Below are 14,519 nucleotides of genomic sequence, written 5' to 3'. Positions count from 1 at the left end.
GTCACAGATCGCGTGTTGGCGGCGGTATGTGAGGCGGGCCGGGTGGTTGGAGCGTGTCGGGTCCGGGGAATCCGGGTTGCCAGCCGGTCTGCATCCAGTGCAGGAGCGGGTCGTGCTGGCCTTGGGGGATCCAGCCGTCGGTGGCCTGGAGGCTGATCCTGCGGAGGAAGTCGTTCGGCCGGGACGAGTGGGCGGTTTGGGCCCAGGCAGGTGAGGCTATTGCCGCGGTGAGGCCGACGACGCAGGGGTAGAGTGCGGCGGCCGTTGCTGTCCGGTGCCTGGCCCAGGTCCGGTGGCCGGCGGGGATGAGCGCACGGAGCCGGGCGGTGAAGCTGTCCGGCTGGCGGCCCTGGTCGTGCCAGCGCCAGGTGATGATGGTGGCGATCGCGAATCCCCGGCATACTGCCGGCCGGCCGAGTCTGGCGATGAGGTTCCGGTGGCGGCGGAAGGCGGCCGGCAGGTCCGGGCAGGGCTGAAGTGGTATCTGGTCGCCGGGCTCCTGGACTTCGGTGCCGAGCCAGAGCAGGTGGCGCGGACAGCTCACCTTCTCGTGGGTGGTGTAGATCCCGACGTGGCTGCCCGCCCCGCGGGCGAGGGCGCAGCGGTGGCAGGCAATTCCTTGGGTCCGCCGGTCCGGCCGCCCGGCCAGGTGCGGGCCGGGCTCGGTTTCGGCGCCCAGTTGCGGCATGGCCAGAATCAGCGGCTGCTCGCCGCAGCCTGCCAGTATTGCCAGACCCGGGCCGGGCGGGATTCCGGGCCGGCGCAGCAGGTCCCGTATCTGCGCCGGGTCGATGAAGTTTGCCGCTGCCAGCCTGCGGATGAACGATGCGGTGGTTTCGTCGGGATAGGGGCGTATCCGCCGGGGCAGGGGCCGGAGACGGACAGGGTCCCGGCCGGTCACCGTGCCTTCCCGGGGTGCACGGTCGGCCGGGGACTGGCTGTCTCGGCGGCGTGATCGATGCAGGTCTGGTCCAGGAGGTTGCGGTCGATGCGTTCGGTCTGGGTCAGGATGGCGCTGATGGCCGCCTGGCGGATCAGGTGCGAGAGGCTGCTGATCCCGCCTCCGGTGCGGCGGTGCAGATACCTGGCATCCCGGGTGAGGGTGCCCGGGGCGTGGTCGTGAAGCCGGAGCGCCTCTTCGAGGGTGGCGACGAGGGATTTGAATTCCTCCCCGTAGGGGAACGGTCCGGTGGTCTTGAGCACTGTCCGGGCCGAGAGCTGGCGGCCGCGCAGGCCGGTGAACAGGCCGGAGTTCTCGACGTTGATGCCGACATAGACGAAGGTCGCCGGCAGGTGCTCGGCGAAGTATTTCAGGTGGTCGGACATGTCCTCCCCGGCGCTGGTGGCCAGGTTCAGGTTGTGGATCTCGTCGACGATGACCAGGTCGGTCCGCGCGTCGGTCAGGACGTGGCAGACGGCGTCGGCGATGTCGGTGACGTTCTGCCGGGGACGTTGGGGCAGGCCCAGGAAGTTGGCGAACTCGGCGGCCAGTTTCCTGGGAGAGCCTTTCGGCGGGGTGGTGATGTAAACGACCGGGATGCGGTCCTGGTCCGGGTAACGCAGCCTGATGCGGTGCTCGTGGGTTTTGCCCAGCTGCTTGACGGCGGTGGTTTTCCCCGAGGCCCAGGGCCCCGAGACGACCAGGCCGCGGCGGGCACTAATCTCGCGCTGGTTGAGCATGGTCAGCAGGCGCCCCTGGTGGACGATGCCGCGCACGGTGGAGGTCTGGACGATGACCAGTTCGGAGTGGTAGCTGATCCTGCGCTCGTCATAGCGTTCACTGTCGGACGGGTCGAGCCGGTCCAGCTCGGCGGCGGGCAGCATCGGCGCGTCTGCCGGTTCGGTATTCACGAAGTTGCGCCAGCCCTCCAGCGTTGTGGTGGGGGCACGGCTGATCGCTGGCGGGTCCGGGGTTACCACCATTTCTTGGCCTCTTCCTGAGCGTCGTAGACCTTCAGCGGGATGATCTTGGCGGGGTCCTCGTAGTCGTCCTCTCCGGCATCGATGCAGGATCCGGGGCCTGTCCCGCCGTCGCCGGGGGCAGGTTCTTCGGGCGGGCGGGGCCATGCCGGGGCCGGTATGGCCTCCTGGCGGGCGGCGGCCCTCTTATCCCTGGGCTTCTTCCCGGGTTTACCGGGAACCGGCGATGCCCTCTCCAGCAGGTTCTCCACGGCTTCGGTGATGGCCTGCTCCGACGGGCCGGTCGTCCCGCGTTCGGCAACGATCTGTCGGCCCCGTTCCCAGATGGCCTCCCCGAACGGCTGCGGGGCTGCCTGCAGCTGCCGCCAGAACACGGTGATCCAGCCGCCGTCGTGATGGTTGCGCACCCAGACGCGGGTCACGTCGTAGGGATCGTAGTGCACTTCCCAGAGGTCTTTCAGGGCCGTGATGCCGGACTTCTGGCCCCGGTAGGGGTTCAGCCCGGGCCCGTCGTAGACCCGGTGCCTGATCCTGATCCCGTAGGAGTTGATGGCCCTGGTCAGCGCCGGGAGCAGTTCGATATAGTCGTCGCCGCCCAGCGGCACGGCCACGTAACCGGTCACGGCCAGCAGCGAGGCGTATTTCTCGTTCGGGGTGAAGACCCGGGACGGTGTCAGCGGATCCCGCAGTCCCTCGTGGGGCCGGTTCTGCCAGGCGGTCACGATCCATTCCTTCAGCAGGTCCTGCAGCTCGATGAGGGAAAAAACTGCCTGCCGGTCGGCATTTTTGCCGCGGCGTTCCGCCGACGAGCCAAGATAGCCGGTGACGTATTGGGCGAACAGGGTGCCCACGGAGCCCAGGGTGCGTTCGATCACCGGCTTGTCCGTGGGCGTATCCGGGTGGGCGGGCTGGAGGCTGACCCCCAGGGTCCGGCAGGCGTTCCGGAAGGCGTCCGAGAGGTAGGCCTTGCCATGGTCGCAAACTATCGTTTCGGGGATGATGACCGGCTTCGCCGCGGCGTTTTGCAGCCGCGCGTCCACGGAAAGCATCGAGCGGTAGGGCAGCGCCGAGGAGGCCATCGACACGGCCTCGGCCCAGCCCGGGCGCATCGGTTCCGGCGTCATGCACCGGGCCAGCAGCAGGGCGGCATCGACGGCCCTGGTCGTGGGGCGCAGCACCGCCGCGCAGATGCTGCGGGTGGCGACATCGACCAGCGCGGTCAGCTCGACCCGGCCGGTGATCCCGTCCCCGAGCTCGACGGCGATGTCCAGGGGCGTCGAATCGATCTGCATCAGCTCGCCGGGGCGCACCGGATACACGGCACCGAAGGGGCCGTCGGGCTGCTGGTCCAGAGTCTGCCGGGTGCGCGCGGATCCGGTGGCGTGGCGGCCCTCGGCCATGCGTGCCACCAGACGATGGAAGGTGGCACGGGACGGCAGGGCGACCTCGCCGGCACCGTGTTCGGCTTCCACGGCCATGGCCGCCTCGTGCCGGAGCCGGTCCAGCGATCCCGTTGAGCGGAGCGTGTTCTTCTCCAAAATCCGGCGCAGGGCCTCGACGTACCGCTCATCGACCTGACCGGCGACCGGTCTGCGCCGCAGCAAACGCCGGTCGATCAGGGCCTCGGCGCCCCTGGCCTCATATTCCCGGCGCAGGCGCTGCAGGGTCCTCAGGCTCATCTGCTCACCGGCCCGGGCCAGTTCATCGTGCTTGGCCAGTTCGCGCTGGCGCAGGGTCCGGCGGGCGGGATCGTATTCGGGGCGCGGGCGTGTCCCGACGGCCGCCGAAAGCGGTATGCCGTCCAGAACCTCGCTGATGTGGTCCTCAAGCCGCCCGATCCGCTCCCTCACCGGTGCCGGCAGGAACCCGGGCAGCCCCGTCCGGCCGCCGCGCGGCCGTGTCCCGGTGCCGGAGGACAGAACCCTGAAACTGTCATCGGCCAGCAGCGCGCCGACCTTAATGGCGACCGGATTCCTTCCCGGGATGGCCAGCATGGCAACATCACCGTCCAGGCCCTCCAGCCGGTAGGTCAGGCCCCTGAGTTCAACGACGTCGCCGATGCCGACGGCCCGCAGCGGGTTCTCAGCCACCGGCAGCTCCCGGACCGATCCGGGTGCCGGGGGAGAGGGCAGTGCCCTGCAGTCCGGCCCTCAGGGCTCCCGTCCAGAGCAGGTGGTAGAGCGTGGGGAGCACGGCGACCGGATCACCTGCCCCCGCAGCCAGGGCCCCGATCGTGGACCCGGACCCGAGCGCCTCCAGCAGCGCCGCGGCATGGACCGCGTTCAGGCACCGTGGATGCCGGTACCCGGCCAGCCAGCGCAGGTTTGCGGTATAAACCTTCGGCAGCTCGCCCACCCGCCGGTAGACCCATCCCACGGACGCGCAGGCGGATTCCGTGGCCGAGAATACCTCTCGGTCCCGCCCTCCGATCCTGGCATCCGGGCGGACGTCAATCACCACCGCCGCACCGTTGGAGAGCCTGGCAAAATAATCCGGAACATGCCGGCATGGTCCGCCGGGCAGATCCGGGAAATCAAGGCGGAACGGCTGCGCCGCGATGCCGGTAACGTCCGCGGCGAAGTCCAGGCACATCAGGTGGTCCCGTTCCAGCCAGGACTCGTACCCGACCAGGCGTCCGGTCGAAGCGCACCACCACAAGCCGCTGAAGTTGCGCTGCCGCCTGCGGGCATTCATGGACCTGACCGGCGCGTAGTCCTCAAACCGAAGCATCCATGACTCCGCCAGCGGACGCACAGCCACAGGCCCGCCAGCGCTTTCGCGTGACGATAATCCGATACATCCGGGAACCTGGCCGTCAACCCGGACGGCGGCCGCCGCCATGCGACAAGAATAGTGAGACAAGGCCGAACGATGCGACAACTAACCTGAGACACACCAGCCCGATGTGACAACTTAAGTGAGACTGCGCCAACTTAACTGAGACAGGACAGCCGTATCACCGGGTCCTATTCGGCAGTGTCTACGATTGGATCACTTCAACTTGACATAATGTAGATTATCGGCGTTTTATCCAATGCGCCGGGAGGGGTGGAATTCGGTTCAATATCCGGTCTGCCAACAGCTATGTTGGCACCATCGTCATCCATCATTGGCACGCCGCCGGCATTGTCCTCCATTGCAGCTGTCCGTCTGTGCGGGTCCCGCCGTATCTGCGTATCGGCAGCGGCATCGATGGCCACCGCATCGCGGCAGAACCTTGGACGACATCCGTGGAACACCTGCCTGGGTGCGGAGCCGGGACTGACGATCCGTCCCCGGGACCGCTGGACCACTGGATGCCGTGCTGGTGGCTGCGTGCGGCCCAGAGCCCCCACGCAGCCACCAGCACGGCGGCGCGGATTCTCCGGCGCCGCAGCCGAATTACTTGACATAACTACGGACCCGGCAATCCCGACGCAAACCGGGTCTCCGTTACGGCATCTCCCATGGCCTGGCCGACAGAACGTGCCCGGTTTCGATCAGCGACTTCAGGTTGGACAGTACCGCGGCCCATCCCCTGGCGGCTTCGTCCCGTTCGGCTTCGTCCGCCAGGTTCTCGTGGGTCACGGTGAGCCGGATGATCCCGTTGTAAGGCTCGATCACAAAGGACACCTGCGACGGTTCCGTACCGCCCCTCTCCCCCGGGTCTGCCCAAGTGGTCACCAGACGCCTTGGCGGCTGGCTGGCGACGACCGTGCCGACGACGTCGGCGATCCCGCTGCCGTTGGTGCGCCGGTGCTCCCAGGCGGATCCTTCCTGCCAGTCGGACACGTTGCTGTGGCCCCAGTATGCGGCGGTCAGGCCGGGGTCGGTCAGCGCCTGCCACACCCGTTCGGGCGTGCCTTCGACGTAGATCACATAGTCGATCTTCGGTTTGTTGTCCATCTTTCCCTCCGTTTTGTCTTGGCGCTTGCCGATGGCCGGTACGGTCAATGGTTTAGCGGCGCAGTGCCGCCGAGGCAGCGGCCAGGTCCAGGGTCATCGACGGCCCGTGGCCGGGCAGCACCAACCGTTCGGGCACCGCAGCCAGGGCCTCCAGCGCGCGATACGCAGCCTCGATGTCGTGGTGGAACATCGGGTGCAGCATCTGCGGTCCGGCCGCGGGGCTGATGGCATGCCCGGTCACCAAGGCATCACCGGTGGCCACGGCACCGGCGCCGGGCAGCCGGTAGGCGGCGTGGCCTGGGCTGTGCCCGGGCGTGGGCACAGCCACCGGAGCGCCGGGCAGGCCGGCCAGCCGTGCGATGTCCCAGATTCCGGCGTCCGGAATGTCGTTCTCCTGCAGGCCGCCGGCCTGCAGGACATGGACCAGCCAGTTAAAGACGCGCGGCCGCCAGGCACGGAGAATGACCTGGCCCGGGGACACCTGGTACTTCTCTTCGCCGAGCAGCTGCCGGTACTCCCCCGGGCTGCACAGCACCGGCGTGCCGTACTCGGCCGAGAACCACGCGGCGGATCCGGTGTGGTCCACATGCCCGTGCGTGATCAGCATCGCGGCCGCACGCTCGGGCCGCAGCCCGGTATGCCGGATGGAATCAAGCACCCGGGGCAGGTCGGCCGGGTAGCCGCCGTCGATCAGCGTGAAGTCCTGCCCTTCGCGGGCGATGATCCAGTTCGAGGCTGGCCCTTCGACGAAGAACACTCCCTCCGCCGGTTCGGTCACTGCGGTGGATTCGTGCCAGGGCGTGTGCCGGCGGGCAAGGAACGGGCTGGGCCCCATGCTGCTGCTCCTGAGGAAGGTCTTTGCTGCTGTCTGCACCGCCGACTCTAGCCGAGCGGCGTAGGATTTCCCCATGGTGTCCCGTGCGCCCGCCCGGGTGCGCCGGTGGATGGTGCCCGGGGTCCTGCTGCTGGCCGCGCTCGGTGCGGCGTGTTCCCCCGCCGGGCGACCCGGTCCGTCTTCGCAGGCCGGTGCCTCGTCCCCTGCGCCCGGCCCGGTCACGGTGCAGATCTCCCAGCGCCGGGGCCAGGAGACCAAGCACCGGCTGATCCTGCAGATCGACAACGTCTCCGGCGGGCCGGTGGAGATCAGCGCGGCGGCGCTGCATTCTCCGCTGTACGACGGCGCCGCGGCCTGGGTTCCGGTGCGTGCCGGGGGCACCACGCTCGACGCCGGCAGCACGGTGAGCCTGACCGTGACCCTGCCGGCGCCCCGGTGCGGGCCGCCGCCGACCGGCGCCGCCGGGGATGCCGCTGCCGCCCTGACCGTTAAGACCGCTGCCGGCACCGCCCGGCTGCGCATGGCTGTACCGGATCCGTTCGGGTTCCTCGAACGCAGCCACACCCGGGACTGCCTGGCCGAGGCCGCCGGCCGGGTAGCCGCCTTGACGTTGGCGCCGCGGCTGGAAGTATCCGGCTCCGGCCAGGCCCGTTCCGCCGTCGTCGGTCTACGCATTGCGCCGGCCGGTGGCACGCAGACGCTCACCCTCGAGGCCCCCGCTCCCACCACCTTGCTGGAAGAAGATCCGGCCCATCCCTGGCCGCGGAACGTTGTGATCGCCGGCACGGGCGGGCCGCGCACGCTGGCGCTCCACTTTGTCCCGGCCCGCTGCGACGCACACGCGGTAGCCGAGGACAGACTGGGCCTGAAGCTGCCGTTCCGGCTCGCCGCCGGATCCTACCGGGGCACGCTGCGGCTGGAACCGCCGCCGGAACTGGAACGGGCCCTGTATGCGTTTATCGCCTCGGCCTGCGCTGGCGGCGGACCCGCTGTGGCTCCCTCCGGGGCGTCCTCCGAGCGGCCGGCCGGTCAGTAGGTCGAAGAAGTTGCGGCCACCGCGAGCACATAGGCGATCATGACACTGAGGCCGGCCACCCAGCCGCTGATCACCATGGTCCGGAACCGCTCCTTGTCGTCGACCACGCGGTTGCCCTTCGGATGGCTGAGGGCCAGCGCATCACTGGATACGAGAAAGACGACGAAGGAAACCAACGCCAATCCCCACAGCAGGAACTGGATCCAGTCCAACAGAGCACTCTCTTCGGTAAACATACTCCCGGTTATACGCCGGGCCGGTTGGCCGCACAAGGAATGGGACGTCTCCGGCCTGCCGGCACCTAGACTGGCCCCGTGACCGCTGACGAACAATCCGCCCTCCGCGCCCTGGTAATGCCGCTGCTGGAGGCCGGCGGCCCGGCCCCGATCGTCCAGCTCGGCCATCCGGCGCTGCGCCGGCGTGCCGTCGAGTTCGACGGCCAGTTGGACGACACCGAACTGGCAGCCCTGCTGGAGCTGATGCGCCGTACCATGCACGATGCCCCCGGCGTCGGCCTGGCCGCGCCGCAGTTGGGGATCCCGCTGCGGATCGCGGTGCTGGAGGACCGCTTCGCCGGCGATCCGGCCGTTGCCACCGTGCGCGAACGCAGCCCGCTGCCCTACTTTGCGGTCATTAATCCCCGCTATACGGGCGTAGGCCCGGAAACCGCGCTGTTCTATGAGGGCTGCCTGTCCTTCGCCGGGTTCCAAGGCGTGGTGGAGCGGCACCGGACGGTCCGGCTGGACTTCCAGCGCCCGGACGGCAGCAGCGCCAGCGAGGAGTTCACCGGCTGGCCGGCCCGGATCGTCCAGCACGAGACGGACCACCTGAACGGAATGCTCTACCTGGACAAGGTCCTGACCCGCTCCCTGGCCGGGGACGCCGAATACCAGGACCGCTGGGCCCAGCCGGACATCGGACCGGCCCGGGACGGACTCGGCTTCTAGCCTGCCGGTAGGATGAGGCGTGCCTTCCAATCCTGATCCGCTCGCCGCCCTCCGGCTCCTGCTCTGTCCTGTCTGCGCCGCCGAAATGCTCCCCAACGGGCCACGGCCGGCCGACGGCATCCGCTGCGCCGAGGGCCACCGGTTCGACGGCGCCCGGCAGGGCTACATCAATTTGCTCACCGGCCGCGGTACCTCCTTCACCCCGGACACCGCCGCGATGGTGGCGGCCCGGGAGGCTTTCCTGTCCGCCGGCGGCTACGCTCCGCTGGCCGGACGTGTGGCCGCCGAAGCGGCGCAACTGCTCGCCGGCCGCACCTCGCCGGCGGTGCTCGACGCCGGTGCCGGCACCGGCTACTATCTGGCGCACGTGCTGGCCGGTTGTCCGGACGCCGCCGCGGTAGCCTTGGACATCTCCAAATTCGCGCTGCGCCGCGCCACCCGCGCTGTGCCAGGCGCGCTCTGCCTGGTCTGGGATCTGTGGCGGCCGCTGCCGCTGGCCGCGGCCAGCGTGGACCTGGTCCTCAATGTCTTCGCTCCGCGCAACGCGGCCGAATATGCCCGCGTGCTAGCTCCGGGCGGGCATCTGCTGGTGGTCACACCGGCGCCGGGCCATCTGGCCCAGTTGCGCGATGTCCTGCCGTTGCTGGCGATCGGCGAGGACAAGGCGGCCAAGCTGGCGGAGACGCTCTCCGGCCACTTCGTCGAAACCGCGGCCACCGAGGTGTCCGCTCCGCTGGAATTGGATGCCGACGGGGTGGAGCAGTTGGTGCTGATGGGACCGAACGCCCACCACACCGACGCCACAGCCATTCGTGCCGCGCTCGCCGGCACCGCCCTGCCGCTGGCCGTGGAGGCCCGTTTCACGCTCAGTGTGTTCCGGCGGCAGGACCCGGTCCGGTAACTGCCGGGGGCCGCATGGTCACAAATTGGCCACGGTTGTCCCGTTTCCCCGCTCCGGCCGGGACCGGCGCTCCGCCGCGGCACCGGATCATGCATGATGGAAGCAGTGGAAGGGGTAACCATGCTCGACTGGATTATAACCAACAGCTGGGTATTTTGGCTGGCGATGTTCCTGCTGCTGGCCATCATCGAAATCGTGACACTGGACCTGTTCTTCATCATGCTCTCCGCCGGCGCCTTGGCCGCGCTCTTTGGCGGGCTGCTGGGCGGCCCCTTCTGGGCGCAGGTGGTCATCTTCTGCGTGGTCTCCCTGCTCATGATCCTCTTTGTCCGTCCGGTGGCCCTGCGCCACCTGAACCGGGGACCGGCGGATCTGCGGACCAACGTGGAACGGCTGATCGGCGAGACGGCGATGACCCTGGAAGCGGTGACCGACAACTCCGGCACGGTGAAGATCGGCGGCGACACCTGGACCGCCCGTTCCAGCGACGGCTCGCAGATTCCGGCCGGACAGCGGGTGCAGGTGGCACGCATCGACGGTGCGACCGCGGTAGTGGCCCCGGTCGGCGGGGCGTTCAAAGACAACGAAGTGGGGGAAGCATGAACGGCATTACCGGCGCGGGAATCGTCCTCCTGGTCCTGGTCATCTTCGTGGTGATCGTGCTGTCCAGGTCGGTGCGGATCGTTCCGCAGGCGCGGGCAGGCGTCGTCGAACGGCTGGGAAAGTACCAGCGCACACTCAATCCCGGGCTGACCATCCTGATCCCGTTCGTGGACCGGCTGCTGCCGCTGCTGGACCTGCGCGAGCAGGTGGTTTCCTTTCCCCCGCAGCCGGTGATCACCTCCGACAACCTGGTGGTCTCCATCGACACGGTGGTCTACTTCCAGGTCACCGACGCGCGGGCGGCCACCTACGAGATCGCCAACTACATCCAAGCCGTCGAGCAGCTGACCACCACCACCCTGCGCAACGTCGTCGGCGGGCTCGACCTGGAGCAGACCCTGACCTCCCGCGACCAGATCAACGGGCAGCTGCGCGGGGTGCTGGACGAGGCCACCGGCCGCTGGGGCATCCGGGTCGCCCGGGTGGAGCTGAAGGCGATCGATCCGCCGCACTCGATCCAGGAGTCGATGGAGAAGCAGATGCGGGCCGAGCGGGACCGCCGGGCGTTGATCCTGACCGCCGAGGGCACGAAGCAATCCCAGATCCTGACCGCCGAAGGCCAGCGCCAGTCCTCGATCCTGAAGGCCGAAGGCGATGCCCAGGCTGCCATCCTCCGGGCCGACGGCGAGGCCCAGGCCATCGAGAAGGTCTTCGACGCCATCCACAAGGGCAATCCGACGCAGAAGCTGCTGGCCTACCAGTACCTGCAGACCCTGCCCAAGCTGGCCGAAGGCACGGCCAACAAGCTCTGGATCATTCCCAGCGAAGTGGGCGAGGCACTCAAGGGCATCGGCAACGTGCTCGGCTCCCCCGCCGAGGCAGCGGAGGCCCCGCCGGAGTCCGGACCGGCCGGACCGGAACTCGGGAAGCCGTGACGGGCCAGGTTTACCGGAGCGCCGGTTCCGCACTATAATTGGTTGTTTGCCTGAGAAGCTGAAGCGCGCCTGGCTGCGCGGTGGCCGGGAACAGTTGACCCGGTGCCGTCGTTGAAGCTAGTGCGGGTCATGGGCCGTGCGGCAGTGGCCTACCAAGACAAGAGGGAGAGATCATGAGCGATCGTAGCCTGCGGGGTATGCGCCTCGGAGCGCAGAGCATGGAGACGGAATCCGGCGTCGAGCCGGCACCGCGGCAGCGCGTTGAATACCGTTGCGAGGACGGCGAGCAGGTCTTCGTCACCTTCGCCGCCGAGGCTGAGATCCCCCCGACCTGGGTTTCCAAGACCGGCAAGGAAGCCATCCTGGTCAACGGCGAGAAGCCGGTGGACGGCAACGAGAAGCCGGTACGCACCCACTGGGACATGCTGCTGGAGCGCCGCAGCATCGAAGAGCTCGAGCAGATCCTCGAGGACCGGCTGAACGACCTCCGCGCCCGCCGTGGAGAGCGCCGCTCCGCGTAGGCTGCCGGACCAAACGCAGCAGGAGGGGCACCCGAACGGGTGCCCCTCCTGCTGCGTTAAGGCCGTGTCGGTCAGCCGGTGGCCCGTCCGGCCAGCTTCCGCCAGCGGGCGGACAAACCCCACTTGGTCACCAGCAGGATGGATTCGAGCACGATGTTGCCGCTCATCTTGGACTGGCCGAATTCGCGCTCGACGAACGTGATGGGGACTTCGCGTACGGTCAGACCGCGCCGCAAGGTCTTCCAGGTCAGGTCCACCTGGAAGCAGTAACCGACCGATTCCACCGCGTCCAGGTCGATGCTGCGCAGCGTCCGGGCGTGGAAAGCGTTGAAACCGCCGGTGATGTCGTGCACGCGCACTCCCAGCAGGATCCGCGAGTACAGGCTGCCGCCCCGGGAGAGCAGCTTGCGGTGCAGCGGCCAGTTGACCACCTTGCCGCCGGCCACCCAGCGCGATCCCTTCACCATATCCGCGCCCCGTGCCAGCTCGTCGAGCAGCCGGGGAAGTTCTTCGGGCTGGTGGGAGCCGTCGGCGTCCATTTCCACCAGCACGTCATAGCCCTGGTCCAGGCCCCACTTGAAGCCTGCGATGTAGGCCGCCCCGAGGCCTTCCTTGCCCCGCCGGTGCAGCACATGGATGGCAGGGTCCTCGGCCGCCATCCTGTCCGCCAAGGCTCCGGTACCGTCCGGGGAATTGTCGTCGACCACCAGCACATCCGAGCCGGGGACCGACTTCCGCAGGCGTGAGACCGTCAGTGGGAGGGACTCGATCTCGTTGTAGGTGGGAATGATGGTGACGACCCGCACTCAGCTGCCTTTCGAAGTCTTCGCTGCCGCGCCGCGGCTGGCGGCGCAAACAGTTCAGTATATCGAGGCTTGCCGGCAGCCCGGGCCAGGCCAGACAAAAGGTAGGCCTGCGCGCCTTCGGGCCGAGCTGCCGCTTCCCCGTGAACCGGCAGCTCGTTATCTACGGGCACGCAGACCTACCCATTTAGGCGCCGGTTCCGCTGCGGCTGCCGGGCGCACAAGAACAAACGTCCTGGCGGGCCTGTCCGGGACCGGCGGGGCGGGACCCTGATGGTTTTTCCCGCCCGGTGAGCACCTAGCTTACGTGGTCTGCGGCTGCTGTCAATGGCGCTCTGGCCTGCCGCAATGCCCTGTTTCCGCAGGTCAGGCTGGCGTATGGGCGTTCGCAAATTGCCGCGGCAGCCCGCGTGGCGGACCGGCCCGGACCTCTCAGCGGCCGAGTGCGCCGCTGTCGTAGATCGTGGCGCCGTCGATCACCGTGCGTTCGCAGCGCGGCATCCGGTCGACGTCGAGCGACGGCAGCAACGGCGTGCCGGCACGCGCATCGGTGCTCCAGGCCGACACCCGGTTGTCGGGGGTCTGCACCGAAAGTTCCTGCACGTCCCAGACGGCGAAGGTGGCCGGAGTCCCCGGCGCCAGCTGCCCCTGGAGCGGGTTCGGCTCCCCCGCGGCCCGCCAACCGGCCCGGGTATGGGCCAGGAAGGCGGCCCGCGCGGAGATCCTCTCGGCGGGGTTGTGGTGCTCGAGGCAGGCACGGACCGTGGCCCACGGATCCTGGGCCGTGACCGGGGCATCGGAACCCAGGCAGACCGGCACGCCGGCGGTCTGCAGCGTGCCGACGGCGTTCATGCCCAGGGCGCGGTCGGTGCCCAGCCGTGCCGCATACAGCGAGGAATTCCCGCCCCAGTAGGCATCGAACAGCGGCTGCATGCTGACGCTGATGCCGTAGTCGAGCAGTTTTCCGACGGCGCCCGGCGGGAGCATCTCGACGTGTTCGAGCCGGTGGCCCGCGGCACGGAGCTTCGCCTCCCCCACCCGCTGCGCGGCCAGTTCCAGCGCCTCCAGTGCGCGGTCCAGACCGGCATCACCGATAACATGGAACCCGCCCTGGATCCCCGCTTCGGTGCACAGCTCCAAATGCCGGGCAGCTTCCTCGGCACCGAGGAACAGCATCCCCGGCTCCCCTGCTGCGTCAGCATAACCGCCGTGGACGCAGGCGGTATGTGATCCAATGGAGCCGTCGATGTTCAAGTCACCGGCCAGGCCACGCAGCCGGCCACCGAAGTGCTCCACCAGCCCGGCCAGTTCCTCCGGCGTCCGGACCAGTTCGCCCCAGTAGGGCAGCACCTTCGGCAGCTGGCGCGGGCCGGTCCCGTCCAGTTCCAGCAGCGAGAGCAGGTCTTCGGCCGGGGCGATCTGCGGGGCGCCCATTTCGGCCACCGCTACGTAGCCGCGTGCGGCAGCATGGTGCAGCGCCCTTTCCTGCACTTCGCGGCGCCGCCCGGGCGCCAGGCCGCGGACGGCGGCGCGTGCCAGCTCGTGGGCGGCCATGCGCACCTGCCCGGACGCGGACCAGCCCTCGGCCGCGGTCAGTCCGGCGCGGGCCGCCAGGCTGCCGGAGACGACCGCGGAATGGGCATCCACGCGGCTGAGGTAAACCTCCCGGCCGCCGGCGGCCCGGTCCAGCTCGGCCGCGGTCGGCGGCCGGTGTTCCGGCCAGCGGGTCTCGTCCCAGCCGTGGCCCAGGACCGGGCCCGCCTCCCGGCCTGCCTGCTCGGCCACCAGCTCGAGCACCTGGGCCACCGACGCCGCCGCAGTCAGGTCCAGGGACTCCAGCGCGAGGCCGGCCTCGGTCAGGTGCACATGCGAGTCCACGAAGCCGGGTGCCACCAGCCTGCCGTCGAGGTCCACGATCGACATGCTGCCGTCCGCGATGGAGGACGCGGCAGGCTCGGACCCGACCCAGGCAACCGTGCCGTTATCGATCAGCATGGCGGTGGCGTAGGGATCCGCGGGACTGTAGACCGATCCGTTGCGGTAGAGGGTGGGGCCGGTGTGTTCCGGCGTGGCGGACGGCAGGGATGTGCTCATGAGGCTCCTTCGCAGTAAAACAGTCGATTTCCGCCGGCT

15 protein-coding genes are annotated in these 14,519 nt (G+C 68.9%); 6 read left to right on the top strand and 9 right to left on the bottom strand.

Translation table 11 applies throughout. From position 1 onward, the window contains the following. Window position 1: 1 nt before the first annotated feature. From LVY72_RS09570 to LVY72_RS09545, 6 genes are all read right to left on the bottom strand, one after another. On the bottom strand, window positions 2-901 hold the full coding sequence (locus tag LVY72_RS09570) for a hypothetical protein (RefSeq protein ID WP_237820197.1): 900 nt from the start codon (window positions 899-901) through the stop codon (window positions 2-4). After that, entirely contained in the window at window positions 898-1,923 is a 1,026-nt protein-coding gene (locus tag LVY72_RS09565; protein WP_237820195.1) for a TniB family NTP-binding protein, read from the bottom strand. Before LVY72_RS09565 ends, LVY72_RS09570 begins: the two co-directional genes overlap by 4 nt. Continuing rightward, window positions 1,914-4,010 (bottom strand): TnsB C-terminal domain-containing protein, encoded by a 2,097-nt coding sequence (locus tag LVY72_RS24625; RefSeq protein WP_237820193.1) that lies wholly within the window; start codon window positions 4,008-4,010, stop codon window positions 1,914-1,916. The genes LVY72_RS09565 and LVY72_RS24625 overlap by 10 nt, the downstream gene beginning before the upstream one ends. After that, window positions 4,003-4,650, bottom strand: coding sequence for a TnsA-like heteromeric transposase endonuclease subunit (locus LVY72_RS09555; protein WP_237820191.1), 648 nt, complete (start codon window positions 4,648-4,650; stop codon window positions 4,003-4,005). Before LVY72_RS09555 ends, LVY72_RS24625 begins: the two co-directional genes overlap by 8 nt. Window positions 4,651-5,352: 702 nt before the next feature. Then, window positions 5,353-5,805 carry an SRPBCC family protein gene (locus LVY72_RS09550; protein WP_237820189.1) on the bottom strand — a complete coding sequence of 151 codons (453 nt, stop codon included), beginning with the start codon at window positions 5,803-5,805 and terminating at the stop codon, window positions 5,353-5,355. A gap of 52 nt (window positions 5,806-5,857) precedes the next feature. After that, window positions 5,858-6,679 (bottom strand): MBL fold metallo-hydrolase, encoded by an 822-nt coding sequence (locus tag LVY72_RS09545; protein ID WP_237820187.1) that lies wholly within the window; start codon window positions 6,677-6,679, stop codon window positions 5,858-5,860. A 34-nt stretch (window positions 6,680-6,713) separates the two neighbouring features. Between LVY72_RS09545 and LVY72_RS09540 the strand changes: the two genes are divergently transcribed. Further along, the gene (locus tag LVY72_RS09540) at window positions 6,714-7,676 is read left to right on the top strand and encodes a hypothetical protein (RefSeq protein WP_237820185.1); all 963 of its coding nucleotides are present in this window, start codon (window positions 6,714-6,716) and stop codon (window positions 7,674-7,676) included. Here LVY72_RS09540 and LVY72_RS09535 read toward each other — a convergent pair. Further along, window positions 7,670-7,912 carry a hypothetical protein gene (locus LVY72_RS09535; RefSeq protein ID WP_237820183.1) on the bottom strand — a complete coding sequence of 81 codons (243 nt, stop codon included), beginning with the start codon at window positions 7,910-7,912 and terminating at the stop codon, window positions 7,670-7,672. The two genes, LVY72_RS09540 and LVY72_RS09535, sit on opposite strands and share 7 nt — an antisense overlap. A gap of 78 nt (window positions 7,913-7,990) precedes the next feature. Between LVY72_RS09535 and LVY72_RS09530 the strand changes: the two genes are divergently transcribed. The 5 genes from LVY72_RS09530 (at window position 7,991) to LVY72_RS09510 (ending at window position 11,583) form a co-directional block, all read left to right on the top strand. After that, complete coding sequence (locus LVY72_RS09530; RefSeq protein WP_308190733.1) at window positions 7,991-8,623, top strand: peptide deformylase; 633 nt, start codon at window positions 7,991-7,993, stop codon at window positions 8,621-8,623. Window positions 8,624-8,642: 19 nt separating this feature from the next. Further along, window positions 8,643-9,524, top strand: coding sequence for a methyltransferase domain-containing protein (locus LVY72_RS09525; RefSeq protein ID WP_237820181.1), 882 nt, complete (start codon window positions 8,643-8,645; stop codon window positions 9,522-9,524). A gap of 120 nt (window positions 9,525-9,644) precedes the next feature. After that, window positions 9,645-10,127, top strand: a complete 483-nt coding sequence (locus LVY72_RS09520; RefSeq protein ID WP_237820369.1) for an NfeD family protein — start codon at window positions 9,645-9,647, stop codon at window positions 10,125-10,127. Continuing rightward, window positions 10,124-11,062 carry an SPFH domain-containing protein gene (locus tag LVY72_RS09515; RefSeq protein ID WP_237820180.1) on the top strand — a complete coding sequence of 313 codons (939 nt, stop codon included), beginning with the start codon at window positions 10,124-10,126 and terminating at the stop codon, window positions 11,060-11,062. Before LVY72_RS09520 ends, LVY72_RS09515 begins: the two co-directional genes overlap by 4 nt. Window positions 11,063-11,235: 173 nt before the next feature. Next, window positions 11,236-11,583 (top strand): RNA polymerase-binding protein RbpA, encoded by a 348-nt coding sequence (locus LVY72_RS09510; protein WP_237820178.1) that lies wholly within the window; start codon window positions 11,236-11,238, stop codon window positions 11,581-11,583. 71 nt (window positions 11,584-11,654) lie between these two features. Here LVY72_RS09510 and LVY72_RS09505 read toward each other — a convergent pair whose 3' ends face one another. Beyond that, window positions 11,655-12,389 carry a polyprenol monophosphomannose synthase gene (locus LVY72_RS09505; protein WP_237820175.1) on the bottom strand — a complete coding sequence of 245 codons (735 nt, stop codon included), beginning with the start codon at window positions 12,387-12,389 and terminating at the stop codon, window positions 11,655-11,657. A gap of 429 nt (window positions 12,390-12,818) precedes the next feature. After that, window positions 12,819-14,480 (bottom strand): amidohydrolase, encoded by a 1,662-nt coding sequence (locus tag LVY72_RS09500; RefSeq protein ID WP_237820173.1) that lies wholly within the window; start codon window positions 14,478-14,480, stop codon window positions 12,819-12,821. Window positions 14,481-14,519 lie beyond the last annotated feature (39 nt).

The organism is Arthrobacter hankyongi (assembly GCF_022012395.1).
Taxonomy (GTDB): Bacteria; Actinomycetota; Actinomycetes; order Actinomycetales; family Micrococcaceae; genus Crystallibacter; species Crystallibacter hankyongi.
This window is presented reverse-complemented; position numbering and strand designations above follow the sequence as displayed.